Genomic DNA, 19,222 nt, shown 5'->3' with positions numbered 1-19,222 from the left:
TCTTGTTACGGAGCGCTTTGGGCTGCCCCGGTTCTCCTCAAAACGATCCAGGCACGGGTCGGTGGCGATGGCTCTCCCTCCCGGAATCCCATCGCCGCCCGTCCGATGGATCAATCAGACGGCCTGCTTGAGCGCCGCCTTTTCGGCACGCAACTCGTCGATCGAGCGTACGTTGCGGCGGGCCGCACCGGCCCAGTCGCGGGTCTTCACGGTCGATTTCGCCAAGCGCTCCTTGGCTCCGGGAACGGCATCGGCATATTGCGGCAGCCAGCGGGCCTGGGCGACGACCATTTCATCGACCATTTGCCAGACTTCCTCCGGCGTCGAGACGGCACCAACCAGCGGGTCGTGCAAGACGGCCAGCTTCAGGAGGTCGATATCGCCGCTGACGGCGGCATGCACCGACATGCGCTGAACGTTGATCGAGGCGATGCAGGTCGCCGCACAGGCTTCCGGGATGGTGATGCCGGAGACCATGTTGATGCCGAAGCGGTCGACGAAACCGGGCGACTCGATAATCGCATCGGCCGGCAGGTTGGTGATGACGCCATTGTTCTTGACGTTGAAGTGGCCGCGATAGACGCGATTGGTCTCCAGCGCCTCAAGAATATGGCTTGCATGCTCGTTCGAGCGCTTGGAAGGATCGATCGGCTTTTCGGCCGAGGCGAGGAACTGCGGGAATTCCGTTTCGAACCAGTTGCGCGTTTCCGTCGAGTGGCGAAGGTAGCCGCCGGTTTCGCCGTGAATCCAGTCGGACATGTCGATCCATTTGGTAATCTCGTCCGGGCGCTTGCGGTACCAGGGCAGATATTCCGACAGGTGGCCGTTGCTTTCCGTCGAATAGACGCCGAAGCGCTTCAGCACGTCGATGCGCAGTTTTTCCTGCTGCGAGAAAACCGGGTGCGCCTCGAAGGCGGCGACCAGTTCGTCCTTGCCGATCTTTCGGCCGTTGAGGCGCAGGTCGATGAACCAGGTCTGATGGTTGATGCCCGAGCAGATGTAGTCCAGTTCGGAGCGCGACTTGGCGCCGAGAACGTCGGCGATCTGCTCGGCGCCGTGCTGGACGCCATGGCAAAGCCCGACGGTATCCACCTTGCCGTATTCGATCGCCGCCCAGGTGTTCATCGCCATCGGGTTCGCGTAGTTCAGGAACTTCGCGCCGGGTTCGGCGACTTCGCGGATATCCTTGCAGAAATCGAGGATCACTGGGATGTTACGCTGACCATAGAGAATGCCGCCGGCGCAGATCGTATCCCCGACGCACTGGTCGATACCGTATTTCAGCGGGATGCGGATATCGTCGGCATAGGCTTCAAGGCCACCGACGCGAACGCAGCTGATGATGTAGCGCGCACCCGCCAGCGCCTCGCGGCGGTTGGTGGTCGCGGTTACCTTGGTTGGCAGTTTGTTGGAAGAGACGATCGTGTCGAGGATCTGCTTGATCATCTGGAGGTTATGCTCGCTCATGTCGGTGAGCGCGAATTCGATCTCCCTGAATTCCGGAACGCACAGGATGTCGGTGAACAGCTTTTTTGTGAAACCGACGCTACCCGCGCCAATGATAGCGATTTTGAAACTCATGATCCTAACCTCGATGCGATCAAAATGCCGGCGCTGGAGGATGAGAAGAAGAATAGCGTCCGGGCTTGCGCACTGCGCCAAAAAAGGCCAGAAATCCGGCTTATTCTCCTCCCCGCCATTCCTCGATGCTGGCGGTGTTCTCTCTCTTGAGGCGGATTATGCGCAAATTCGGCGGAGCCGCCAGAGAAGGATTATGCTTTATTGGGTAATTCTGTGCTGCAGGAATTGATCGATCGAGGTCCAGCGATGCGGACCGTTTCGCTGCCGCGGGGCCGACAGACTCTGCACACGATGCCGACCAGCACGGGCTACGAGATCCGCAACGATGCGACCTACGACTGGGATGGACGCAAGCGCGGCCAGACGCCGTTCACCGTACTCCAACACACGATCGGCGGGGCGGGCAACCTCAGATACGAGAATCGCGAGTTGCGTGTGAAGGAGGGCGAAACGCTATTGGTGCTCGTTCCGCACAACCATCGCTATTGGCTCGAGGATGGCGGGCGATGGGAATTCTTCTGGATCTCAATGAACGGCGACGAGGCGCTTCGCGTCCACCGCTCCATTCTCGCGGTAACAGGCCCGATCCTCAAGCTGCAGCCGCGCACCATCGAACACCTGGCCGATTGCAGCCTGCGCCTCATCAACGGCGCCGAGACCCCCGGCCGGGCATCGGCGATCGCCTACGAAGCGGCCATGGCGCTCTATGACGACGTCTTCGGTTCGCATCCCGTCTTCAGCGAGGAGTACCGGACGATGCAACATGTCATCGGCCACATTTTGGGCAATCTCGAGCGTCCGTTGCCGGTCGAGGACCTTGCCAAGGTGGCAGGCCTCAGTCGTGCGCATTTCTCGCGTATTTTCGCCGCCAGCGAAGGTGTTCCGCCCGCCGAATTCGTTCTGCAGAAACGCCTGCAGCGCGCCGTCAAGCTGTTGACCAAGACCGACAAGATGTCGATCAAGGAGGTTGCGATCCGCTCGGGTTTCGAGGATGCCAACTACTTCTCCAAGGTCTTCCGTCGCGTCTACGGCACCAACCCTACCGAATTCCGCACAACCGGCATGTATGCGAGCGTCGGCAGGGGGCGCTGAGGCTGAGCCGGAGGGTTTGCCGCCCCCTATCGTTCCGCCTCGTAGGAGAGCTTCGGATACCAGGTGGCGGGACGCCCTTCCGGTGTGGTGTCAAGCACGGTCCAGAGCGGCATGAAATCCGGCGCGCCGCGCGGATCCTGGCCGGGATCGGCGGTCTCCGGTCCCATTTCCTCGCTCCAGAAGTGGCGGATCCTGCCGTCCCTGCGGGTGAATACATTATAGGCCGCGCCGTCGCTGTCGTCCTCTCCGAGGGCGCGGTAATCGCGGCTGTATTCGTCCGTGGTGTCGCAGTAGAGCGGCAGGTGATGCCAGCCGCGCTCCATCTTGAAGGCAAGCAATCGCTCGATCGGCGAACGGGCGACGACCGCGAACGCGACCTGCTGGCTGATGTCGGGGATCTCGCCATCGAGCGCCGACAGCATGGACGTGCACATCGGGCACGGACGTTGCCGCTGAGGCCCGAACATGAAGCTGTAGATCACCAGCGTCTGCTTGTCCGCGAAGAGAGCTTCGAAACTGACCGGTCCGTCCGGCCCCTGGAACCGGTAGTCCTTCGTCACCTCGCCGCCGGGTGGCAACGCACGCCGCTGCTCGGCGACGCGCTCGATATGGCGGCGCAACTCGATCTCTTCGGCAAGCAGCGCCTCGCGCGCCAGGCGATACTCGGCGCTTTCGTTCAGCTGGCGGGCGCCATTGCCTCTTGCCAGTTGCGCTGCGGAAACAAGACTATGGGCATCCATTGCAAGGTCCTCCTTCTCGGCTCGTTCATTCGGCCAATCCAGCCGCGAGCACGCCGTTGATACGGCATGTCCTAAGAACGTTCGGAGACAGGAAAAATCGACATGCTGCACGAAAAATCTTGGGAACCGGCAGCAGATGCCCTGAAAGGAGCAATTTAAGGTTTAGTATTTTGCCACTGGCCTACCATGTGGTCAAATCGCAAGGAACGCTTCGCGCAAGAGCCCGCCGTCTCATTGTCGCGCCGCCTTGTCTTTTCAGATTTCGTCCCTTCGCCAAGCGGGAGGAGCTCCCACGCGGCAAGTTACAGCCCTTCGAGTGAAGGGCATGGTCAAACCACGGGTGATCCACCCACGTGAAGGCGCCTCGGTTGAAAGTCCGGCGACGGACTAGGCGGAAGCGGGGGTGAACCGAGCCACGAGTGCGTGCTTGTCGCCGGGATAGGTGAAGCGGACATGCGTGACCGGGCCGACATTGCTCCAGGTTCGGCGTTCGACGACAAGACAGGCCGTATGGCGGGGAATGTCGAGGGCAGCCGTTTCCTCTGCCGCGGCCGAGACGGCGTGGATGCGGTGCTCGGCGCTGCTCCACGGAATCTGATTGAGCAACCACGCACCCGGCGCAATATCGGAAAAGTCGGCGTCGCCTGCTTCCGGGACGGTCTCCAGGCTGATCAGCCGCTGCTCCAGGCAGAAAGGCCTGCCGCCGGCCCGATGGATGCAGACCACCTCGACGACGGACGAACCGGATGGAACGTCGAGCCTGCGGATATCCTCCGTCTTCGCCTTGCGCACAATCCGCGCCGAAACCGCATAGGAATAAGTGAGATTGAGCGACTGAACCTCGGCCTTGATGTCGTGGATTTCAAGAACAGCCGATTGTGCCTGTGGCTGCGTGACGAAGCTGCCGGACTTTTTTCGCCGCTCGATGAGGCCCGCCTTGGCGAGCTGCGTCAGCGCCTTGTTCACGGTCATCCGCGAGCAGTCGTATTCCTTGGCGAGGTCGACCTCGAACGGAATGCGATGACCCGGCGGCCACTCGCCCGAGACGATACGGCCCTCGATGTCGCCGAGGATACGCTGGTGCAAGGTTGCTTCCTTGCTCTGGTTCATCGTCACGCTCCGGTTGGCCCTCCCGCTCTAATGTGAATACGCGTTCGTGGAAAGCCCCGTCAGGCTGCGAGCAGTTCGCCCATTGCCTTCAGGAACCGACGATTGATCGCGTCGCGACCGACATGCCGCCCGCCTTCGACCTGCTTGCGGCCGAGCGCCCAGACACTATCGACGCCGACGCCACCGGCAAACACCCAGTGATCAAGCAATTGATCGCCCGACAGATAGGCAACTGCGCTGGTATCGAGCGACACGATATCCGCATGGTTGCCGACCGAAAGACCAGCGGGCGCCTTCAGCGCCGCGCCGCCTCCCATGATGGCATGATCGAAGAGGCTGCGCGCGGTCGAGCCGCCGGGCGTCGCGATAACGTTGCGGGCCCTCAACGCAAGGCGCTCGGAATATTCGAGCTGGCGCAATTCGCCAGCCAAAGAGATCTGCACGTTGGAATCCGAACCGACGCCGTAGCGGCCGCCCTCCTCCAAGAAGAGCGGCGCCTGGAAGGTACCGTCGCCGAGATTGGCCTCGGTGATCGGGCAAAGGCCGGCAATTGCGCCGCGGCGCGCCATCGCCCGCGTCTCTGCGTCCGTCATGTGGGTGGCGTGAATAAGGCACCAGCGATGATCGACCGGGGCATTGCCAAGCAGCCATTCCACGGGACGCGCACCGGACCAGGCGATGCAATCCTCGACCTCCTTCACCTGCTCGGCGACATGGATATGGATCGGTCCATCGCCCGCCATCGGCACGACTTTCGCCAGCTCTTCTGGAGTTGCAGCGCGCAGGCTGTGCGGCGCAAGACCGAGTTCGGCGCCCTCGATGCCGGCCGTGAGCTTGCGGCAACCATCCATCAGCCTTGCGAAGCTGTCGAGCGAGTTGATGAAGCGCCGCTGACCCTCGATCGGCGCGGCACCCCCGAAACCGGAATGAGCATAGAACACCGGAAGCAGCGTCAGGCCGATGCCGGTTGCGCTGCTTGCGGCGCCGACGCGCTCGGCAAGCTCGGCAATGTTGGCATATGGCCGCCCGTCCTTGTCATGATGCAGGTAGTGGAACTCGCCGACGCGGGAAAAGCCCGCTTCCAGCATTTCCATGTAGAGCTGGGCTGCCACCGCCTCGACATGCTCCGGCGTCATCGACAGGGCAAACTTGTACATGACCGTGCGCCAGCTCCAGAAGCTGTCGTTGGCCGGCCCCCTCACCTCGGCAAGACCAGCCATGGCGCGCTGGAAAGCGTGGCTGTGAAGGTTCCCCATTGCCGGAACGAGCGTATGATGCCGTTCGTCGGCGCTGTCGGGGGCGACGGCTGTTTCTATCTGCGTGACGCGGCCGTTCGCCAATGTAAGGCGCACGTCCTTCTGCCATCCCTGGGGCAGGAGGGCCGCGCTCGCATGAAGTCTGGTCGCAACCGCTTGTACCATGACGGCTTTTTCTCCTCGTGGGCGTCGCGCATCTTTCTTTTCCATGGAGACGCACAAATTTCTACTTGTCACCTGTTTATTATGTATATACATGTTTCCGCATAAGGAAAGGCGCAAAGCTGATGAATGGGAACAATTTTTCAGGCGATGAGGCATCCGGCGAGGTCCGTCCGCACCTCTGGCGCAACGCACGCCTGGCGACGCTCGATCCGCAAAAGCAGGGTCTAGGCATCATCGAAAAGGGTGCCGTCGTCGTCGAAGACGGCCGCATTAGCTATGTCGGCCCGGAAAGCGAAGTGCCGGTTCCGGCGATCGAGCGCGCCGGGATCACCGACCTCGAAGGCCGCTGGGTCACACCCGGCCTCGTCGATTGCCACACCCACATTGTCTACGGCGGCAATCGCGCCCGCGAATTCGAGATGCGCCTCGAAGGCGCCACCTACGAGGATATCGCCCGCGCCGGCGGCGGCATCGTTTCCTCGGTAGAGGCCACGAACGCCTTATCCGTCGATGGGCTCGTGGTCGCGGCCCTGCCCCGCCTCGACACGCTGCTGTCGGAAGGCGTCACGACAATCGAGATCAAATCGGGATACGGCCTCAACATCGAGGCCGAACTGAAAATGCTGCGCGCAGCCCGTCAGCTGGAGCGGGTCCGCCCCGTTCGCGTCGTCACATCCTATCTCGGGGCGCATGCAACGCCGGTCGAATACAAGGGCCGCAACACCGACTACATCACGGACATCGTTCTGCCCGGTCTCGAACAGGCCCACGCGGAAGGCCTCGTCGATGCGGTCGATGGCTTTTGTGAAGGGATCGCCTTCTCCGTCGCGCAGATCTCGCGCGTCTTCGACAAGGCCGAAGCGCTTGGCTTGCCGGTGAAGCTGCACGCAGAACAGCTCTCCAATCTGGGCGGGGCGAAGCTTGCTGCGTCCTACAAGGCGCTGTCGGCCGATCATCTCGAATATCTCGATGCCGAAGGCGCCGCCGCCATGGCTGCGGCCGGGACGGTCGCGGTGCTCCTGCCTGGAGCCTTCTACGCCATCAACGAAAAGCAGAAGCCGCCGGTCAATGCGCTGCGCGAAGCCGGGACACGTATTGCAATTGCGACCGACTGCAATCCCGGCACATCGCCGCTGACCTCGCTACTACTTACGATGAACATGTCGGCGACGCTCTTCGGCCTTACAGTCGCGGAATGCATCGCCGGTGCCACGCGCGAAGGCGCCCGGGCGCTCGGCCTCCTTGAGAAAACCGGCACGCTCGAGGCCGGCAAGTCCGCCGACTTCGCGATCTGGGACGTCGAGAGCCTGGCCGAGCTCGTCTACCGCATCGGCTTCAACCCGCTTCATGCACATGTCTTCAAGGGCGAAAGGATCGACCGTTGACCATCACTCTTCACCCTGGCTCCGTCACTCTGAACGATCTGGAAACGATCTACTGGACTGGCGCGTCGGCCAGGCTCGACCCGTCTTTCGACGCCGGCATTGCCAAGGCCGCGGCCCGCATCGCGGAAATCGCGGCTGGCAACGCCCCGGTCTACGGCATCAACACCGGATTCGGAAAGCTTGCCTCGATCAAGATCGACAGCGCCGATGTGGCCACGCTTCAGCGCAATCTGATCCTGTCGCATTGCTGCGGCGTCGGCGCGCCGCTGCCCGACAACATCGTGCGCCTGATCATGGCGCTGAAGCTCGTATCGCTCGGGCGCGGGGCCTCCGGCGTCCGCCTGGAGCTTGTGCGCCTGATTGAAGGCATGCTGGAAAAGGGCGTCATTCCGGTCATTCCGGAGAAGGGCTCAGTCGGCGCTTCCGGCGACCTCGCCCCGCTTGCCCACATGGCGGCTGTCATGATGGGTGAAGCAGAGGCTTTCTTCGCAGGCGAACGCCTTTCCGGCGCGCAGGCCCTTCGCAACGCTGGCCTGACGCCCGTCGTCCTCGCCGCCAAGGAGGGCCTTGCCCTCATCAACGGGACGCAGACCTCGACCGCTCTGGCGCTTGCCGGCCTCTTCCGCGCGCATCGCGCAGCACAGGCCGCCCTTGTCACCGGCGCCATGTCGACGGACGCTGCCATGGGCTCGTCGGCGCCGTTTCACCCTGATATCCATACGCTGCGCGGCCACAGGGGCCAGATCGATACGGCCGCCGCGCTGCGCGCTCTTCTGGATAATTCCGTCATCCGCCAGAGCCATGTCGAAGGCGACGAGCGCGTGCAGGATCCCTATTGCATCCGCTGCCAGCCGCAGGTCGACGGCGCTTGCCTCGATCTGCTGCGTTCGGTCGCCCATACGCTTGAAATCGAAGCGAATGCGGTCACCGACAACCCGTTGGTTCTCTCGGACAATTCCGTGGTCTCTGGCGGCAATTTCCATGCCGAGCCGGTCGCCTTTGCCGCCGACCAGATCGCCATTGCTGTCTGCGAAATCGGCGCCATCGCCCAGCGCCGCATCGCCCTCCTGGTCGACCCTGCCCTGTCCTACGGCCTGCCGGCCTTCCTGGCGAAAAAGCCGGGCCTCAACTCCGGCCTGATGATCGCCGAAGTCACCTCGGCGGCGCTGATGTCGGAGAACAAGCAGATGTCCCACCCGGCATCGGTCGACTCGACGCCAACTTCCGCCAACCAGGAAGACCACGTCTCCATGGCCTGCCACGGCGCCCGCCGCCTGCTGCAGATGACGGACAATCTCTTCGCCATCATCGGCATCGAGGCACTCACGGCGGCACAGGGCGTCGAGTTTCGCGCGCCGCTGGCCACCAGCCCGGAACTGCAAAATGCGATCGCAGCGATCCGCACCGTGGTGCCGACGCTGGAGGTCGATCGCTACATGGCAAACGATCTCCAGGCCGCAACCGATCTGGTGGCAACAGGTGCGCTCAACGCATCTGTTTCATCAGGCATCCTGCCCGTGCTGGAAGTTTGATGTAATGACATTTGGAGGGGTCTCCATGACCGTACCCTACGAAATCCGCCAAGGAACCTCGCCCGTGATCCTCGGCTTCCCGCACACCGGCACGGAGCTGCCGCCGGCGATCTGGGAGCGTCTGAACGACAACGGCCGGATTCTTGCCGACACGGACTGGCACATCCACCAGCTCTACAACGGCCTGCTGGACGGCGCGACGAGCGTGCGCGCCACCTTCCATCGCTACGTCATCGACGCGAACCGCGATCCGCAAGGAATCAGCCTCTATCCCGGCCAGAACACCACGGGCCTCGTTCCCGATACCGATTTCGACGGAAAGTCGATCTGGAAAGACGGCGAAGCGCCCACGGATCAGGACATCGCGGACCGGCTGGCGGACTTCCACGCGCCCTATCATGCCGCCCTTGCCGCCGAGATCGAGCGCGTCAAGGCGATTCATGGCGTGGCTATCCTCTACGATTGCCATTCGATCCGCTCCCACATCCCATTCCTGTTCGAAGGCAAGCTGCCTGACTTCAACATCGGCACCGATATGGGCCGGACCTGCGATAGCGCAATCGAGCAGGCGGCCGTCACGGCTGCTGCCGCTGCCGATGGCTATGACAGCATCCTCAACGGCCGCTTCAAGGGCGGCTGGACGACGCGGCACTACGGCAAGCCGGGGACCGGCGTCCATGCGATCCAGATGGAGCTTGCGCAATCGACGCATCTTTCGACCGAGACGCCGCCCTTCGCCTACGATCCCACAAAGGCCGAGCGCCTGCGCGTTCACCTGAAAGACATTCTCGTGCGCATCTCTCAGACCGCGCCCGACCTGAAACGCTAAGCACCCAATACCAAACAAGGGGGAACCCGCATGACCAGCAACCCACGCCACAATATTCGTGAAATTCGCAGCCCCCGCGGCAACGAGCTCAGTGCCAAGAGCTGGATGACCGAAGCGCCGCTGCGCATGCTGATGAACAACCTCGACCCCGACGTCGCGGAAAACCCGAACGAACTGGTCGTCTACGGCGGCATCGGCCGCGCTGCCCGCACCTGGGAGGATTTCGACCGCATCGTCGCGACGCTGAAGACGTTGAGCGAGGATGAGACGCTGTTGGTGCAGTCCGGAAAGCCCGTCGGCGTATTTCGCACCCACAAGGATGCGCCGCGCGTGCTGATCGCCAACTCCAACCTGGTGCCGCACTGGGCAACCTGGGACCACTTCAACGAGCTCGACAAGAAGGGCCTTGCGATGTACGGCCAGATGACGGCCGGCTCGTGGATCTACATCGGCACGCAGGGCATCGTGCAGGGCACCTACGAGACCTTCGTCGAGGCGGGCCGTCAGCATTACGGCGGCAACCTCAAGGGCAAGTGGATCCTGACCGGGGGCCTCGGGGGCATGGGTGGCGCGCAACCGCTCGCCGCCGTCATGGCCGGCGCCTGCTGCCTCGCCGTCGAGTGCAACCCAGACTCGATCGATTTCCGCCTGCGCACCCGTTACGTCGACGAGAAGGCCGAGACGCTGGACGAGGCAATGGAGATGATTGCCCGCTGGACGAAGAACGGCGAGGCAAAATCGGTCGGCCTGCTCGGCAACACGGCGGAAATCCTGCCGGAAATGGTTCGCCGCGGCATTCGCCCCGACATGGTGACCGACCAGACGTCGGCGCACGATCCGGTCAATGGCTACCTGCCGAAGGGCTGGACCATGGCTCAATGGAAGGAAAAGCGCGAAAGCGATCCCAAAGCCGTGGAAAAGGCTGCCCGCGCATCGATGCGCGAACACGTCGAAGCCATGATCGCCTTCCAGGACATGGGAATCCCGACCTTCGACTACGGCAACAACATCCGCCAGGTGGCCAAGGACGAAGGCCTCGAAAACGCCTTTGCCTTCCCGGGCTTCGTGCCTGCCTATATCCGTCCGCTCTTTTGCCGTGGCATCGGGCCGTTCCGCTGGGCGGCACTGTCAGGCAATCCTGAGGATATCTACAAGACCGACGCCAAGGTAAAGGAACTGACCCCCGGCAACACGCATCTCCACAACTGGCTCGACATGGCGCGCGAGCGCATCTCCTTCCAGGGTCTGCCGGCACGCATCTGCTGGGTCGGCCTCGGCGATCGCCACCGCCTCGGCCTCGCCTTCAACGAGATGGTGAGGACCGGCGAACTCAGCGCGCCAATCGTGATCGGCCGCGACCACCTGGATTCGGGCTCGGTCGCCTCGCCGAACCGCGAGACGGAAGCGATGAAGGACGGATCGGACGCCGTGTCGGACTGGCCGCTGCTGAACGCCCTCCTCAACACGGCATCCGGCGCAACGTGGGTATCGCTGCATCACGGCGGCGGCGTCGGTATGGGCTTCTCCCAGCACTCCGGCATGGTCATCTGCGCCGATGGCACGGACGACGCGGCAAGACGTCTTGAGCGCGTGCTCTGGAACGATCCTGCGACGGGCGTCATGCGCCACGCGGATGCGGGCTATGAGATCGCAATCGATTGCGCCAAGGAACAAGGCCTGCGTCTTCCGGCGATCCTGGGCAACTGACGCTAAATAAGCTGATAAGGCCGCCGCCTGGTGCGACGGTCTTATCCACCTGTCAGCAGACCAGTCCCTTCGGAGAGGGCCTATGTGCGATCTGCAGGCGGTCGAAAGGATCTCCGTGAATGCTCGGAAGATTTTCGACCGCAGCAGCGTGCTCCCCGGTGACAAGACGCTCCTCGAGGCCGTTCTCGAGCAGCAAGCGCCGCAATAGCCCCGCCGTGATCTCGAAGTTGGGGCGCCGTTCGAATTTGCAATGATGGAGACAGAATGCCACGCGCCACCCTCCTCAAAGCCAGCACCTATCGTCGCATGCCGTGGAAGAACGGTGGCGGCGAGACCGTTGAAATTGCGGTATCGCCCGAGGGAGCCGCGCTTTCGCAGTTCGACTGGCGCATCAGCATGGCGACAGTCGCCACCGACGGCCCGTTTTCGATCTTTCCCGGCATCGACCGGACACTGTCGATCCTGGAGGGCAGCGGCATGTCGCTTGCGATCGACGGCGGGCACCCGCTGCTTTTGACCCAGGAAAGCGATCCGCTCGCCTTTGCCGCCGATATTGCGGTTTCGGCGACGCTTGCCGCCGGAACGATCACGGACCTGAATGTCATGAGCCGCCGCGGCGCCTTGCGACATCACGTCGAACGCGTCGAGGTCGATGGGAGCGCCAGCGTTCGGGTCAAGGACCGGACCTGGCTCGTGTTGTGCCACCGGGGGAGCGTCGATCTGGAGTGGGAAAATGGAAAAGCCGGGTTGGCTCCAGGCGATTCTGTCCTGCTTGAGGGCGCCGTGAGCACGACCGTCTTATTGGCTGGTCAGGCGCTCCTCTATCTCATTTCCATTGGCGACGCCTGAGTGTAGCAACGGCATATGACGCGTTCCGGTAGGATAGCAAAACAATATTGTCGCTAGTGTCTATAAAATAGATAGTTTTATCTGTGTAGGAGCGGGTCCCCGCCTTAGTGTTTCCCTGTCGAAATAGTTCACGCGCTGATGCAGAAGCTCAGCCGCAAGGGGGCGAAACATGAATATCAAGACTATATTTGCAGCGCTCACGCTTGGGTCCGCCGTTCTGGCCGCACCCTTCATGACACAGGCAGCCGACAAGAAGGTCGTCGTTGCCTATCAGACGGATGCCTTGCCGTCCTCAGTGGCGATCGCCAACGGCGAATTTGCCAAGGCAACAGGCTATGACATCGATTTCCGGAAGTTCAATTCCGGAGCAGAAATCTTTGCGGCGATCGCATCGGGTGATGTGCAGGTTGGTTACGTCGGTTCAAGCCCGTTTGCGGCAGCGACGTCGCGCGGCCTTGAGGTCAAAGCCTTCTATCTCTCGTCGATCTCGGGAATTGACGAGGCGTTGGTCGTTCGCAACGGCTCCGGTATTCAATCCCTTTCGGATCTCAAGGGCAAGAAGCTGGCTGCGGCACCCGTTTCCACCGATCACTATCAGCTTCTCGCCCTGATCAAGTCGCTCGGCCTGACCGAGAAGGATGTGCAGGTCTTTGCCATTCCGCAGCCGGAAATCGTCGCAAGCTACAATCGCGGCGACATTGATGGCGGCTTCGTCTGGGATCCGGCCCTCACCGAACTCAAGAAGAACGGCAAAGTCCTCGTCACGTCCAAGGACGTTGCCGACAAGGGTGCGCCGACCTTCTCCGCCTGGGTCGCCGCCTCGAAATTCGCTGACGACAACCCGGCATTCCTCAAGAGCTTTGCCGGTGTGATCAACAGATACTACGCTTCCTTCGCAGCCGACAAGAAGGCTTGGCAGCCCGACAGCGACAACGCCAAGCTTCTGGCCAAGGCGCTGGGCGGTACCGCAGACCAGCAGGCGGCAGCGTTGAAGAACCTCACCTTGCTGACGCCCGAAGTCCAGGCGTCCGAAGCCTGGTTGGGCGGCGGAGAGAAGTCCGGCGCAGCCAAGATCCTAAAGGACACGGCGGCCTTCCTCAAGGAACAGGGCAAAGTGACGGAAGTGTTGCCGAGCTACGCAGCCTTCGTCACGGCAGACGCCCTCACCAACGCAAGCAACTAATCGGATCCTCCCGGGCACGCTGGCGCGACATCGCGCCGGCGTCCTGTTTTGAAGAGACAGCACATGCTCAAAGTCGATCACGCGAGCGTCTATTTCAAGACGCGAGATGGCCAAACGGTTCACGCCCTCGATCGTGTTTCGCTCGATATTCCGGACAACAGCTTCGTGGTCGCGCTCGGGGCATCGGGTTGCGGCAAGTCCACCTTGTTGAACGCGATTGCAGGCTTCCTGCCGCTCTCCAAGGGAGCGATAACACTTGACGGGCGACAGATAACTGGTCCCGGCGCCGATCGCGGCGTGGTCTTCCAGAAGGACACGCTCCTTCCCTGGAAATCGGTCATCGACAATGTTGCGCTTGGGCTGAAATTTGCAGGACTGCAAAGGACGGCACGGCGGGCACATGCCGAACAGCTCCTTCATCTGGTCGGCCTGAAGGACTTTGCAAACGCCTTTCCATACGAATTGTCAGGCGGCATGCGCCAGCGTGTCGGCATTGCCCGGGCGCTCGCGACAGAGCCGGACGTGCTGCTGATGGACGAGCCGTTTGGTGCCTTGGACAGCCTGACGCGTGAGCAGATGCAGGAGCTCCTGGTGTCGATCTGGAAGGCAACCCGCAAGCGTATTTTCTTTATCACCCACTCGATCGACGAAGCCCTGTTCCTCGGCACGCAGGTCGTGGTGATGTCCCCGCGTCCGGGACGGATCGTCGCGCGCTTCGATCTCGATTTCGTTCGACAACTCGCCGAAACGGGAGATTCGCGGTCGATAAAGACGTCGCCTGAGTTCGGCAGCCTGCGCGAAGAAATCCGCAGCATATTGCATGGTTCGAATGAGTTGAGGAGTGCGGCGGAATGAGCGAATTGACACAGACCGGACACGTCGTCATTGGCCAAGCCGTCGATCAGCCCATCCCCGTGAAGATGAAGGGCTTCGGTGTCGGAGAAAAGCCAACCGTCTTCATCAGCATTGGAACGGCCTTCGCCCTTCTGGCCGCCTGGTGGCTTGTCGCGAAGCTGGCACTGGTGCCGCATCTGTTCCTTCCGACGCCTCAAGAGGTCTGGACCCAGCTTGGTGCCGTCTATCGCGACGGCTATGCTGGTGCGTCCCTTTCTGAACACATCTCCGCCAGCCTGTTCAGGATCGTCACGGCCGCGGCGATCGCGACGGTGGTCGGCATTCCGGTCGGTCTCTTGATGGGGCTTAATCGTTGGGTAAAAGGCATCCTCGACACGCCGATCGAGTTCTACTGGCCGCTACCCCCGCTTGCCTACCTGCCGCTGATGATCATCTGGCTGGGGATCGGGGAAACATCCAAGGTGACGCTTCTGGTGCTTGCTATGTTCGCGCCCATTTGCCTGTCGGCACAAGCGGGCGTGCGTTCATTGCCTATCGAACGTGTGAATGCCGCGAGGTCTCTGGGGGCAAAACCCTGGCAGCTTCTCGTCAGCATCGTACTGCCCTCGGCTCTCCCGGAGATCCTGACGGGCCTGAGGATCGCCCTTGGCGTCGGCTGGAGCACCCTTGTTGCCGCTGAGCTTATCGCCTCCAATCGCGGCATCGGCTACATGATCATGTCCGCGTCACAGTTTCTCGCAACGGACGTGGTGTTCGTCGGGATAGGGATTATCGCCGCTTGCGCATTTGCCTTCAGTGCTGCCATCCGGATACTGGAAGCCGTGCTTGTTCCGTGGAAAGGCAAGAGTTAGCAGGGGACAAATCGCCGGTATGGTCTTACAAGCCTGGCGTTGGGGATGCTCCCCGGCATTGGGGAGCATTCGATGAAGCAGATGCAGATCTACGCCTTCGACATGAACTGCGTCGGCCATATCAATCATGGAATGTGGACGCATCCGCGCGACGCGTCGCTGCACTATACCGATCTCGACTACTGGACGGAGTTTGCGCGCACGGCAGAGCGCGGCAAGCTCGACGGCATTTTCCTTGCCGACATCGTCGGCGTTTATGACGTCTACAAGGGCAGCCCGGCCGCTGTCATCGAGACCGGAGCGCAGATCCCGGTCAACGATCCGCTGATGCCGATCTCGGCGATGGCCTATGTAACGAAGCACCTCGGCTTCGGCGTCACCGTCAACACGACCTATGAGCCGCCTTTCCTGCTGGCGCGGCGCATGTCGACGCTCGACCACTTGACCAAGGGGCGGATCGGCTGGAACGTCGTCACCGGCTATCTCGACAGCGCCGCCCGCAGCATGGGCTTTGACAAATTGCCAGAGCATGATGCCCGCTATGACGCGGCCGAGGAATACCTCGAAATCCTCTACAAGCTGTGGGAGGGAAGCTGGGACGACGACGCCGTTGTACGTGATCGGGCGCGCGGCATCTTTGCCGATGCATCGAAGGTGCGGGCCGTCAGCCATCAGGGCAAGTATTACAGGATGGAAGGCATTCACCTCGCTGAACCGTCGCCGCAGCGCACCCCCCTCCTCTTCCAGGCGGGCGCTTCGGCGCGCGGCCAGGATTTTGCGGCCCGCCACGCCGAATGCGTGTTCGTCGCGACCCCCTCGCCGCAAGCGGCGAGACCCACGGTGGATGCCTTGCGCCGCAAGGCTTCCGAGATGGGGCGCGGGGCGGATGCGTTGCGCGTGCTGAGCCTGATTACCGTCGTCGCTGGACGCACACAGAAGGAGGCGGAAGCCAAGCTCGAGGATTATCGCCGCCATGCGAGCGTAGAGGCGTCGCTCGCCCATTACTCCGCATCGATCGGTGTCGACCTCTCCAAATATGGGCTGAACGATCCGATCGAGCAGACGTTCACCAATGCCAATCAGTCGGCGCTGTCAGCCATCACCAGGCAAGCGCCGAAGCCGGTGACGCTTCGAGAGATCATCGACAAGATGGTGCTCGGCAGCCGCATGAAGCCGATTGTCGGCTCGCCTGAGCAGGTTGCCGATCGACTGCAGGGGTGGATCGAAGAAGGCGACGTCGATGGCTTCAATCTCGCGCGCACCGTAGCGCCGGAAAGTCTGGGCGACTTCATCGACCTCGTCGTCCCGGTGCTGCAGGAGCGCGGGCTGTTCAAGGGGGACTATTGCGAGGGGCCACTTCGGCAAAAGCTCTTCGGCGGCAACGGCAGGCTGCCTTCCTCGCACCCTGCCGCTCAGTTCCGCCGCTGACTATTTGTGGTCCAGCGTGGTGACAAAACGGTCGCCGAGCCATTGGATGCCGCAGACGAGCACAATCAGGACGGCGACCACCGCGACCATTACGGCGGTTTCGAAGCGCTGGTAGCCATAGCGAATCGCAAGATCCCCTAGCCCGCCGGCGCCGATCGCGCCAGCCATCGCGGACGCGCCGATGAGCGTGACCAGCGTGACGGTGAACCCCGCGACAATGCCCGGCAGGGCCTCCGGCACCAGCACCTCGCGGATGATGGTCCAGCGGTTGCCGCCCATGGCGCGCACGGCATCGATCAATCCGCGATCGACCTCGCGCAGCGACACTTCGGCGATCCGCGCATAATAGGGCGTTGCGGCAATCGCCAGTGGCACGATCGCAGCCCAGGTGCCGAGCGCCGTGCCGACGATCAGACGCGTCAGCGGGATCAGCGCCACGAGCAGGATGATGAAGGGGACCGCACGGAAGCCATTGACGATAGCGCCGAGAATGCTGTTGACCCACAGGTTCTCCGCAATACCGCCGCGGTTTGTCAGCACCAGCGCAAGGCCGAGCGGTAGGCCGAATACCAGGGAGATCAGGCCCGAAGCACCGGTCATCAGGATCGTCTCCCAGAGGGAGCGAAGCAGAAGATTAAACATGATCGGTGTCATAACCAAGCACCTCCACCCGCGCCGAGCGGGCCTTCAGAAATTGTTCGACCTTGTCCTTCAGCGCCGGATCGCGCGTCGGAACGGCCACGAAGAAACGCGCCACCGGCTGGTTCTGGATGTGATCGATGCCGCCATGAACCAGGCGGTACGAGTGCGGCAGGGCTGCAGAGAGATCGGCAAACAGCGCGCCCTGCGCCTCCGGTCCGGCAAGATCGATGCTGAGAATGGCCTCGGTTCCGGAAGTGGGCGAAAGCCGTGCGGCGATATGCTCGGGCAGCTGCGGCCGGCTTCCGGCAAGCAGGCTCTTGGTGATCGGAGCTTTCGGATCGGCGAACACCGACCAGACCTGGCCCTCCTCCACGATCCGGCCTGCATCGATCACGGCCACGCGGTCTGCAATGTTGCGCACGACTTCCATTTCGTGGGTGATCAACAGGATCGTCAGCCCGAGCTTGCGGTTGATGTCCTTAAGGAGCACCAGGATCGAGCGCGTCGTTTCCGGGTCGAGCGCCGAGGTTGCCTCGTCGGAGAGAAGCAGGGCAGGACGCGCCGCAAGCGCGCGGGCAATGCCGACGCGCTGCTTCTGGCCGCCCGAAAGCGACGACGGGTAGGCCTTGGCCTTCTCGGAAAGACCGACGAGGTCAAGAAGTTCATGCGCGCGCTTCAGCCGTTCAGCCTTACCGACGCCGGCGATCTTCAATGGCAAGGCGACATTGTCTTCGACAGACTTCGCCGACAGCAGATTGAAATGCTGGAAGATCATGCCGACACGCCGGCGCAGCGGCTGCAGTTCTTTTTCGTCCAGGCCGGTGATGCTGCGGCCCTCGATCTCGATCTCGCCGCTATCGGGACGCTCCAGACCGTTCAGGCAGCGAATGAGCGTTGATTTGCCGGCGCCGCTGCGGCCGATGATGCCGAGGATTTCGCCCTTTCGGACGGTCAACGATATCCCGTCCAGTGCCGCGGTTGCACCAAAATGCCGCTGGACATCGACGAGCCGGACCACCTCTTTGGCCGCGGTCTCCGGCGGCGCCTCGATTACGGAGGCGGAAACAAACGAATTCATAGTCTTTCCCTTCGGAAACGCCCAAGGCGGCCCGGGCAAGGAACGCCCGGACCGCCTTGTTCAACGCACCCAACCCCTAGGCGCGAATGTTTATCAGTAGGCGCTGAGGCCAGTACCCTTATACACCTTGTCGAACTCGGCTTTAACCGTATCGTTCTGGTAGGACGAAACAAGCGTCTTCACCCAGGCCTCGTTCTCGCTGCCCTGTTTGACGGCAATGAAGTTGCGGTAGGGGTTGTCGGCGATCGGCTCCTGCGCGATGCGGTCGGAGGCAGAAAGCCCGCTCTTAAGCGCCCAGTCGGTGTTGACGACGGCGGCATCGAGGTCGTCGATCGCCCGGCCGACGACGCCGGCATCGAGCTCCTTGATCTCGACCTTCTTCGGATTCTCGACGATATCCGTAACGGTGGCGAGGATGCCGGTGCCGTCCTTAAGCTTGATCAGACCCTCGTTCTGCAGGACGCGCAGAGCGCGGCCTTCGTTCGACGGGTCATTCGGAACGCCGATGACCGCACCTTCCGGAACCTCGGAAACCGTCTTGTACTTCTTCGTATAGAGGCCGATCGGCCAGACGCCTGTATAGCCGACGCGAACGATGTGATAGCCGTGCTGCTTCACCTGATTGTCGAGGTAAGGCTGGTGCTGGAAGGCATTGGCGTCGATTTCACCGCGCTCGAGCGCTTCGTTCGGCTGCGTATAGTCGTTGAAGACCACCGTCTCGATCTTGAGGCCGTTCTTCCCCGCCTCCGCGGCCACGACACGCCAGACGTCTTCGTCTTCGCCGCTCATGATGCCGACCTTGATTGACTTGTCTTCGGCAAAGGAAGGAACCGGGGCTGCAAAGGTAACCAGAGCGGCTGCGGACGCGGCGATCGCAGCGAGGCTCGCGCGGCGCGTCAGGCTTAATTTGGCGGACGTCTTCTTGTTCATTGTGGTGTT

Annotated in this window: 18 protein-coding genes; 10 read left to right on the top strand and 8 right to left on the bottom strand. The window is 62.2% G+C overall.

Annotated elements, in window-relative coordinates; genetic code table 11:
* Nucleotides 1-114: 114 nt before the first annotated feature.
* On the bottom strand, nt 115-1,581 hold the full coding sequence (gene melA / locus AC1D2R_RS06345; RefSeq protein ID WP_477965876.1) for an alpha-galactosidase: 1,467 nt from the start codon (nt 1,579-1,581) through the stop codon (nt 115-117).
* Between the two features lie 201 nt (nt 1,582-1,782).
* Between melA and AC1D2R_RS06340 the strand changes: the two genes are divergently transcribed.
* Nucleotides 1,783-2,673, top strand: coding sequence for an AraC family transcriptional regulator (locus AC1D2R_RS06340; protein WP_477965874.1), 891 nt, complete (start codon nt 1,783-1,785; stop codon nt 2,671-2,673).
* A 26-nt stretch (nt 2,674-2,699) separates the two neighbouring features.
* On the opposite strand, the gene AC1D2R_RS06335 is transcribed toward AC1D2R_RS06340, so the two are convergent.
* The 3 genes from AC1D2R_RS06335 to AC1D2R_RS06325 form a co-directional block, all read right to left on the bottom strand.
* Nucleotides 2,700-3,413, bottom strand: coding sequence for a DUF899 family protein (locus AC1D2R_RS06335; protein WP_477965871.1), 714 nt, complete (start codon nt 3,411-3,413; stop codon nt 2,700-2,702).
* A 387-nt stretch (nt 3,414-3,800) separates the two neighbouring features.
* Nucleotides 3,801-4,523: a histidine utilization repressor gene (hutC, locus tag AC1D2R_RS06330; RefSeq protein WP_477965863.1), complete on the bottom strand. Its 723-nt coding sequence runs from the start codon at nt 4,521-4,523 to the stop codon at nt 3,801-3,803.
* Nucleotides 4,524-4,582: 59 nt separating this feature from the next.
* Entirely contained in the window at nt 4,583-5,944 is a 1,362-nt protein-coding gene (locus AC1D2R_RS06325; protein WP_477965862.1) for a formimidoylglutamate deiminase, read from the bottom strand.
* Between the two features lie 122 nt (nt 5,945-6,066).
* Between AC1D2R_RS06325 and hutI the strand changes: the two genes are divergently transcribed.
* Genes hutI through hutU form a run of 4 tightly spaced genes read left to right on the top strand, consistent with a single transcriptional unit; the run spans nt 6,067 to nt 11,397 of the window.
* The gene (gene hutI / locus AC1D2R_RS06320) at nt 6,067-7,329 is read left to right on the top strand and encodes an imidazolonepropionase (RefSeq protein WP_477965861.1); all 1,263 of its coding nucleotides are present in this window, start codon (nt 6,067-6,069) and stop codon (nt 7,327-7,329) included.
* Nucleotides 7,326-8,861 (top strand): histidine ammonia-lyase, encoded by a 1,536-nt coding sequence (gene hutH / locus AC1D2R_RS06315; protein ID WP_477965860.1) that lies wholly within the window; start codon nt 7,326-7,328, stop codon nt 8,859-8,861. Before hutI ends, hutH begins: the two co-directional genes overlap by 4 nt.
* Nucleotides 8,862-8,886: 25 nt before the next feature.
* Nucleotides 8,887-9,690 carry an N-formylglutamate deformylase gene (hutG, locus tag AC1D2R_RS06310; RefSeq protein WP_477965859.1) on the top strand — a complete coding sequence of 268 codons (804 nt, stop codon included), beginning with the start codon at nt 8,887-8,889 and terminating at the stop codon, nt 9,688-9,690.
* A 30-nt stretch (nt 9,691-9,720) separates the two neighbouring features.
* Nucleotides 9,721-11,397: a urocanate hydratase gene (gene hutU, locus AC1D2R_RS06305; protein ID WP_477965857.1), complete on the top strand. Its 1,677-nt coding sequence runs from the start codon at nt 9,721-9,723 to the stop codon at nt 11,395-11,397.
* A gap of 52 nt (nt 11,398-11,449) precedes the next feature.
* On the opposite strand, the gene AC1D2R_RS06300 is transcribed toward hutU, so the two are convergent.
* Nucleotides 11,450-11,668 carry a hypothetical protein gene (locus AC1D2R_RS06300; protein WP_477965856.1) on the bottom strand — a complete coding sequence of 73 codons (219 nt, stop codon included), beginning with the start codon at nt 11,666-11,668 and terminating at the stop codon, nt 11,450-11,452.
* Here AC1D2R_RS06300 and AC1D2R_RS06295 point away from each other — a divergent pair.
* From AC1D2R_RS06295 to AC1D2R_RS06275, 5 genes are all read left to right on the top strand, one after another.
* Nucleotides 11,662-12,246 carry a HutD/Ves family protein gene (locus AC1D2R_RS06295; RefSeq protein WP_477965855.1) on the top strand — a complete coding sequence of 195 codons (585 nt, stop codon included), beginning with the start codon at nt 11,662-11,664 and terminating at the stop codon, nt 12,244-12,246. The genes AC1D2R_RS06300 and AC1D2R_RS06295 overlap by 7 nt on opposite strands.
* A 169-nt stretch (nt 12,247-12,415) precedes the next feature.
* Complete coding sequence (gene tauA, locus AC1D2R_RS06290; RefSeq protein ID WP_477965854.1) at nt 12,416-13,429, top strand: taurine ABC transporter substrate-binding protein; 1,014 nt, start codon at nt 12,416-12,418, stop codon at nt 13,427-13,429.
* A gap of 63 nt (nt 13,430-13,492) precedes the next feature.
* Entirely contained in the window at nt 13,493-14,284 is a 792-nt protein-coding gene (locus AC1D2R_RS06285; RefSeq protein ID WP_477965853.1) for a taurine ABC transporter ATP-binding protein, read from the top strand.
* On the top strand, nt 14,281-15,135 hold the full coding sequence (locus AC1D2R_RS06280; protein ID WP_477965852.1) for an ABC transporter permease subunit: 855 nt from the start codon (nt 14,281-14,283) through the stop codon (nt 15,133-15,135). The genes AC1D2R_RS06285 and AC1D2R_RS06280 overlap by 4 nt, the downstream gene beginning before the upstream one ends.
* Before the next feature lie 72 nt (nt 15,136-15,207).
* Complete coding sequence (locus AC1D2R_RS06275; protein ID WP_477965851.1) at nt 15,208-16,563, top strand: LLM class flavin-dependent oxidoreductase; 1,356 nt, start codon at nt 15,208-15,210, stop codon at nt 16,561-16,563.
* On the opposite strand, the gene AC1D2R_RS06270 is transcribed toward AC1D2R_RS06275, so the two are convergent.
* From AC1D2R_RS06270 to AC1D2R_RS06260, 3 genes are all read right to left on the bottom strand, one after another.
* Complete coding sequence (locus AC1D2R_RS06270) at nt 16,564-17,217, bottom strand: methionine ABC transporter permease (RefSeq protein WP_477965850.1); 654 nt, start codon at nt 17,215-17,217, stop codon at nt 16,564-16,566.
* A complete protein-coding gene (locus tag AC1D2R_RS06265) occupies nt 17,198-18,283 on the bottom strand; it encodes a methionine ABC transporter ATP-binding protein (protein WP_477965848.1) in 1,086 nt (361 codons plus the stop codon). The genes AC1D2R_RS06270 and AC1D2R_RS06265 overlap by 20 nt, the downstream gene beginning before the upstream one ends.
* A gap of 93 nt (nt 18,284-18,376) precedes the next feature.
* The gene (locus AC1D2R_RS06260; protein ID WP_477965846.1) at nt 18,377-19,213 is read right to left on the bottom strand and encodes a MetQ/NlpA family lipoprotein; all 837 of its coding nucleotides are present in this window, start codon (nt 19,211-19,213) and stop codon (nt 18,377-18,379) included.
* Nucleotides 19,214-19,222: the final 9 nt, after the last annotated feature.

Source organism: Rhizobium sp. P1_C7 (assembly GCF_056406295.1).
This window is presented reverse-complemented; position numbering and strand designations above follow the sequence as displayed.

Excerpts from the sequence above, each read along its gene's own strand:
- melA (WP_477965876.1), bottom strand. The coding sequence starts at position 1,581 with ATGAGTTTCAAAATCGCTATCATTGGCGCGGGTAGCGTCGGTTTCACA.
- AC1D2R_RS06335 (WP_477965871.1), bottom strand. The coding sequence starts at position 3,413 with ATGGATGCCCATAGTCTTGTTTCCGCAGCGCAACTGGCAAGAGGCAAT.
- hutC (WP_477965863.1), bottom strand. The coding sequence starts at position 4,523 with ATGAACCAGAGCAAGGAAGCAACCTTGCACCAGCGTATCCTCGGCGAC.
- AC1D2R_RS06325 (WP_477965862.1), bottom strand. The coding sequence starts at position 5,944 with ATGGTACAAGCGGTTGCGACCAGACTTCATGCGAGCGCGGCCCTCCTG.
- hutI (WP_477965861.1), top strand. The coding sequence starts at position 6,067 with ATGAATGGGAACAATTTTTCAGGCGATGAGGCATCCGGCGAGGTCCGT.
- hutG (WP_477965859.1), top strand. The coding sequence starts at position 8,887 with ATGACCGTACCCTACGAAATCCGCCAAGGAACCTCGCCCGTGATCCTC.
- hutU (WP_477965857.1), top strand. The coding sequence starts at position 9,721 with ATGACCAGCAACCCACGCCACAATATTCGTGAAATTCGCAGCCCCCGC.
- AC1D2R_RS06295 (WP_477965855.1), top strand. The coding sequence starts at position 11,662 with ATGCCACGCGCCACCCTCCTCAAAGCCAGCACCTATCGTCGCATGCCG.
- tauA (WP_477965854.1), top strand. The coding sequence starts at position 12,416 with ATGAATATCAAGACTATATTTGCAGCGCTCACGCTTGGGTCCGCCGTT.
- AC1D2R_RS06285 (WP_477965853.1), top strand. The coding sequence starts at position 13,493 with ATGCTCAAAGTCGATCACGCGAGCGTCTATTTCAAGACGCGAGATGGC.
- AC1D2R_RS06280 (WP_477965852.1), top strand. The coding sequence starts at position 14,281 with ATGAGCGAATTGACACAGACCGGACACGTCGTCATTGGCCAAGCCGTC.
- AC1D2R_RS06275 (WP_477965851.1), top strand. The coding sequence starts at position 15,208 with ATGAAGCAGATGCAGATCTACGCCTTCGACATGAACTGCGTCGGCCAT.
- AC1D2R_RS06270 (WP_477965850.1), bottom strand. The coding sequence starts at position 17,217 with ATGACACCGATCATGTTTAATCTTCTGCTTCGCTCCCTCTGGGAGACG.
- AC1D2R_RS06265 (WP_477965848.1), bottom strand. The coding sequence starts at position 18,283 with ATGAATTCGTTTGTTTCCGCCTCCGTAATCGAGGCGCCGCCGGAGACC.
- AC1D2R_RS06260 (WP_477965846.1), bottom strand. The coding sequence starts at position 19,213 with ATGAACAAGAAGACGTCCGCCAAATTAAGCCTGACGCGCCGCGCGAGC.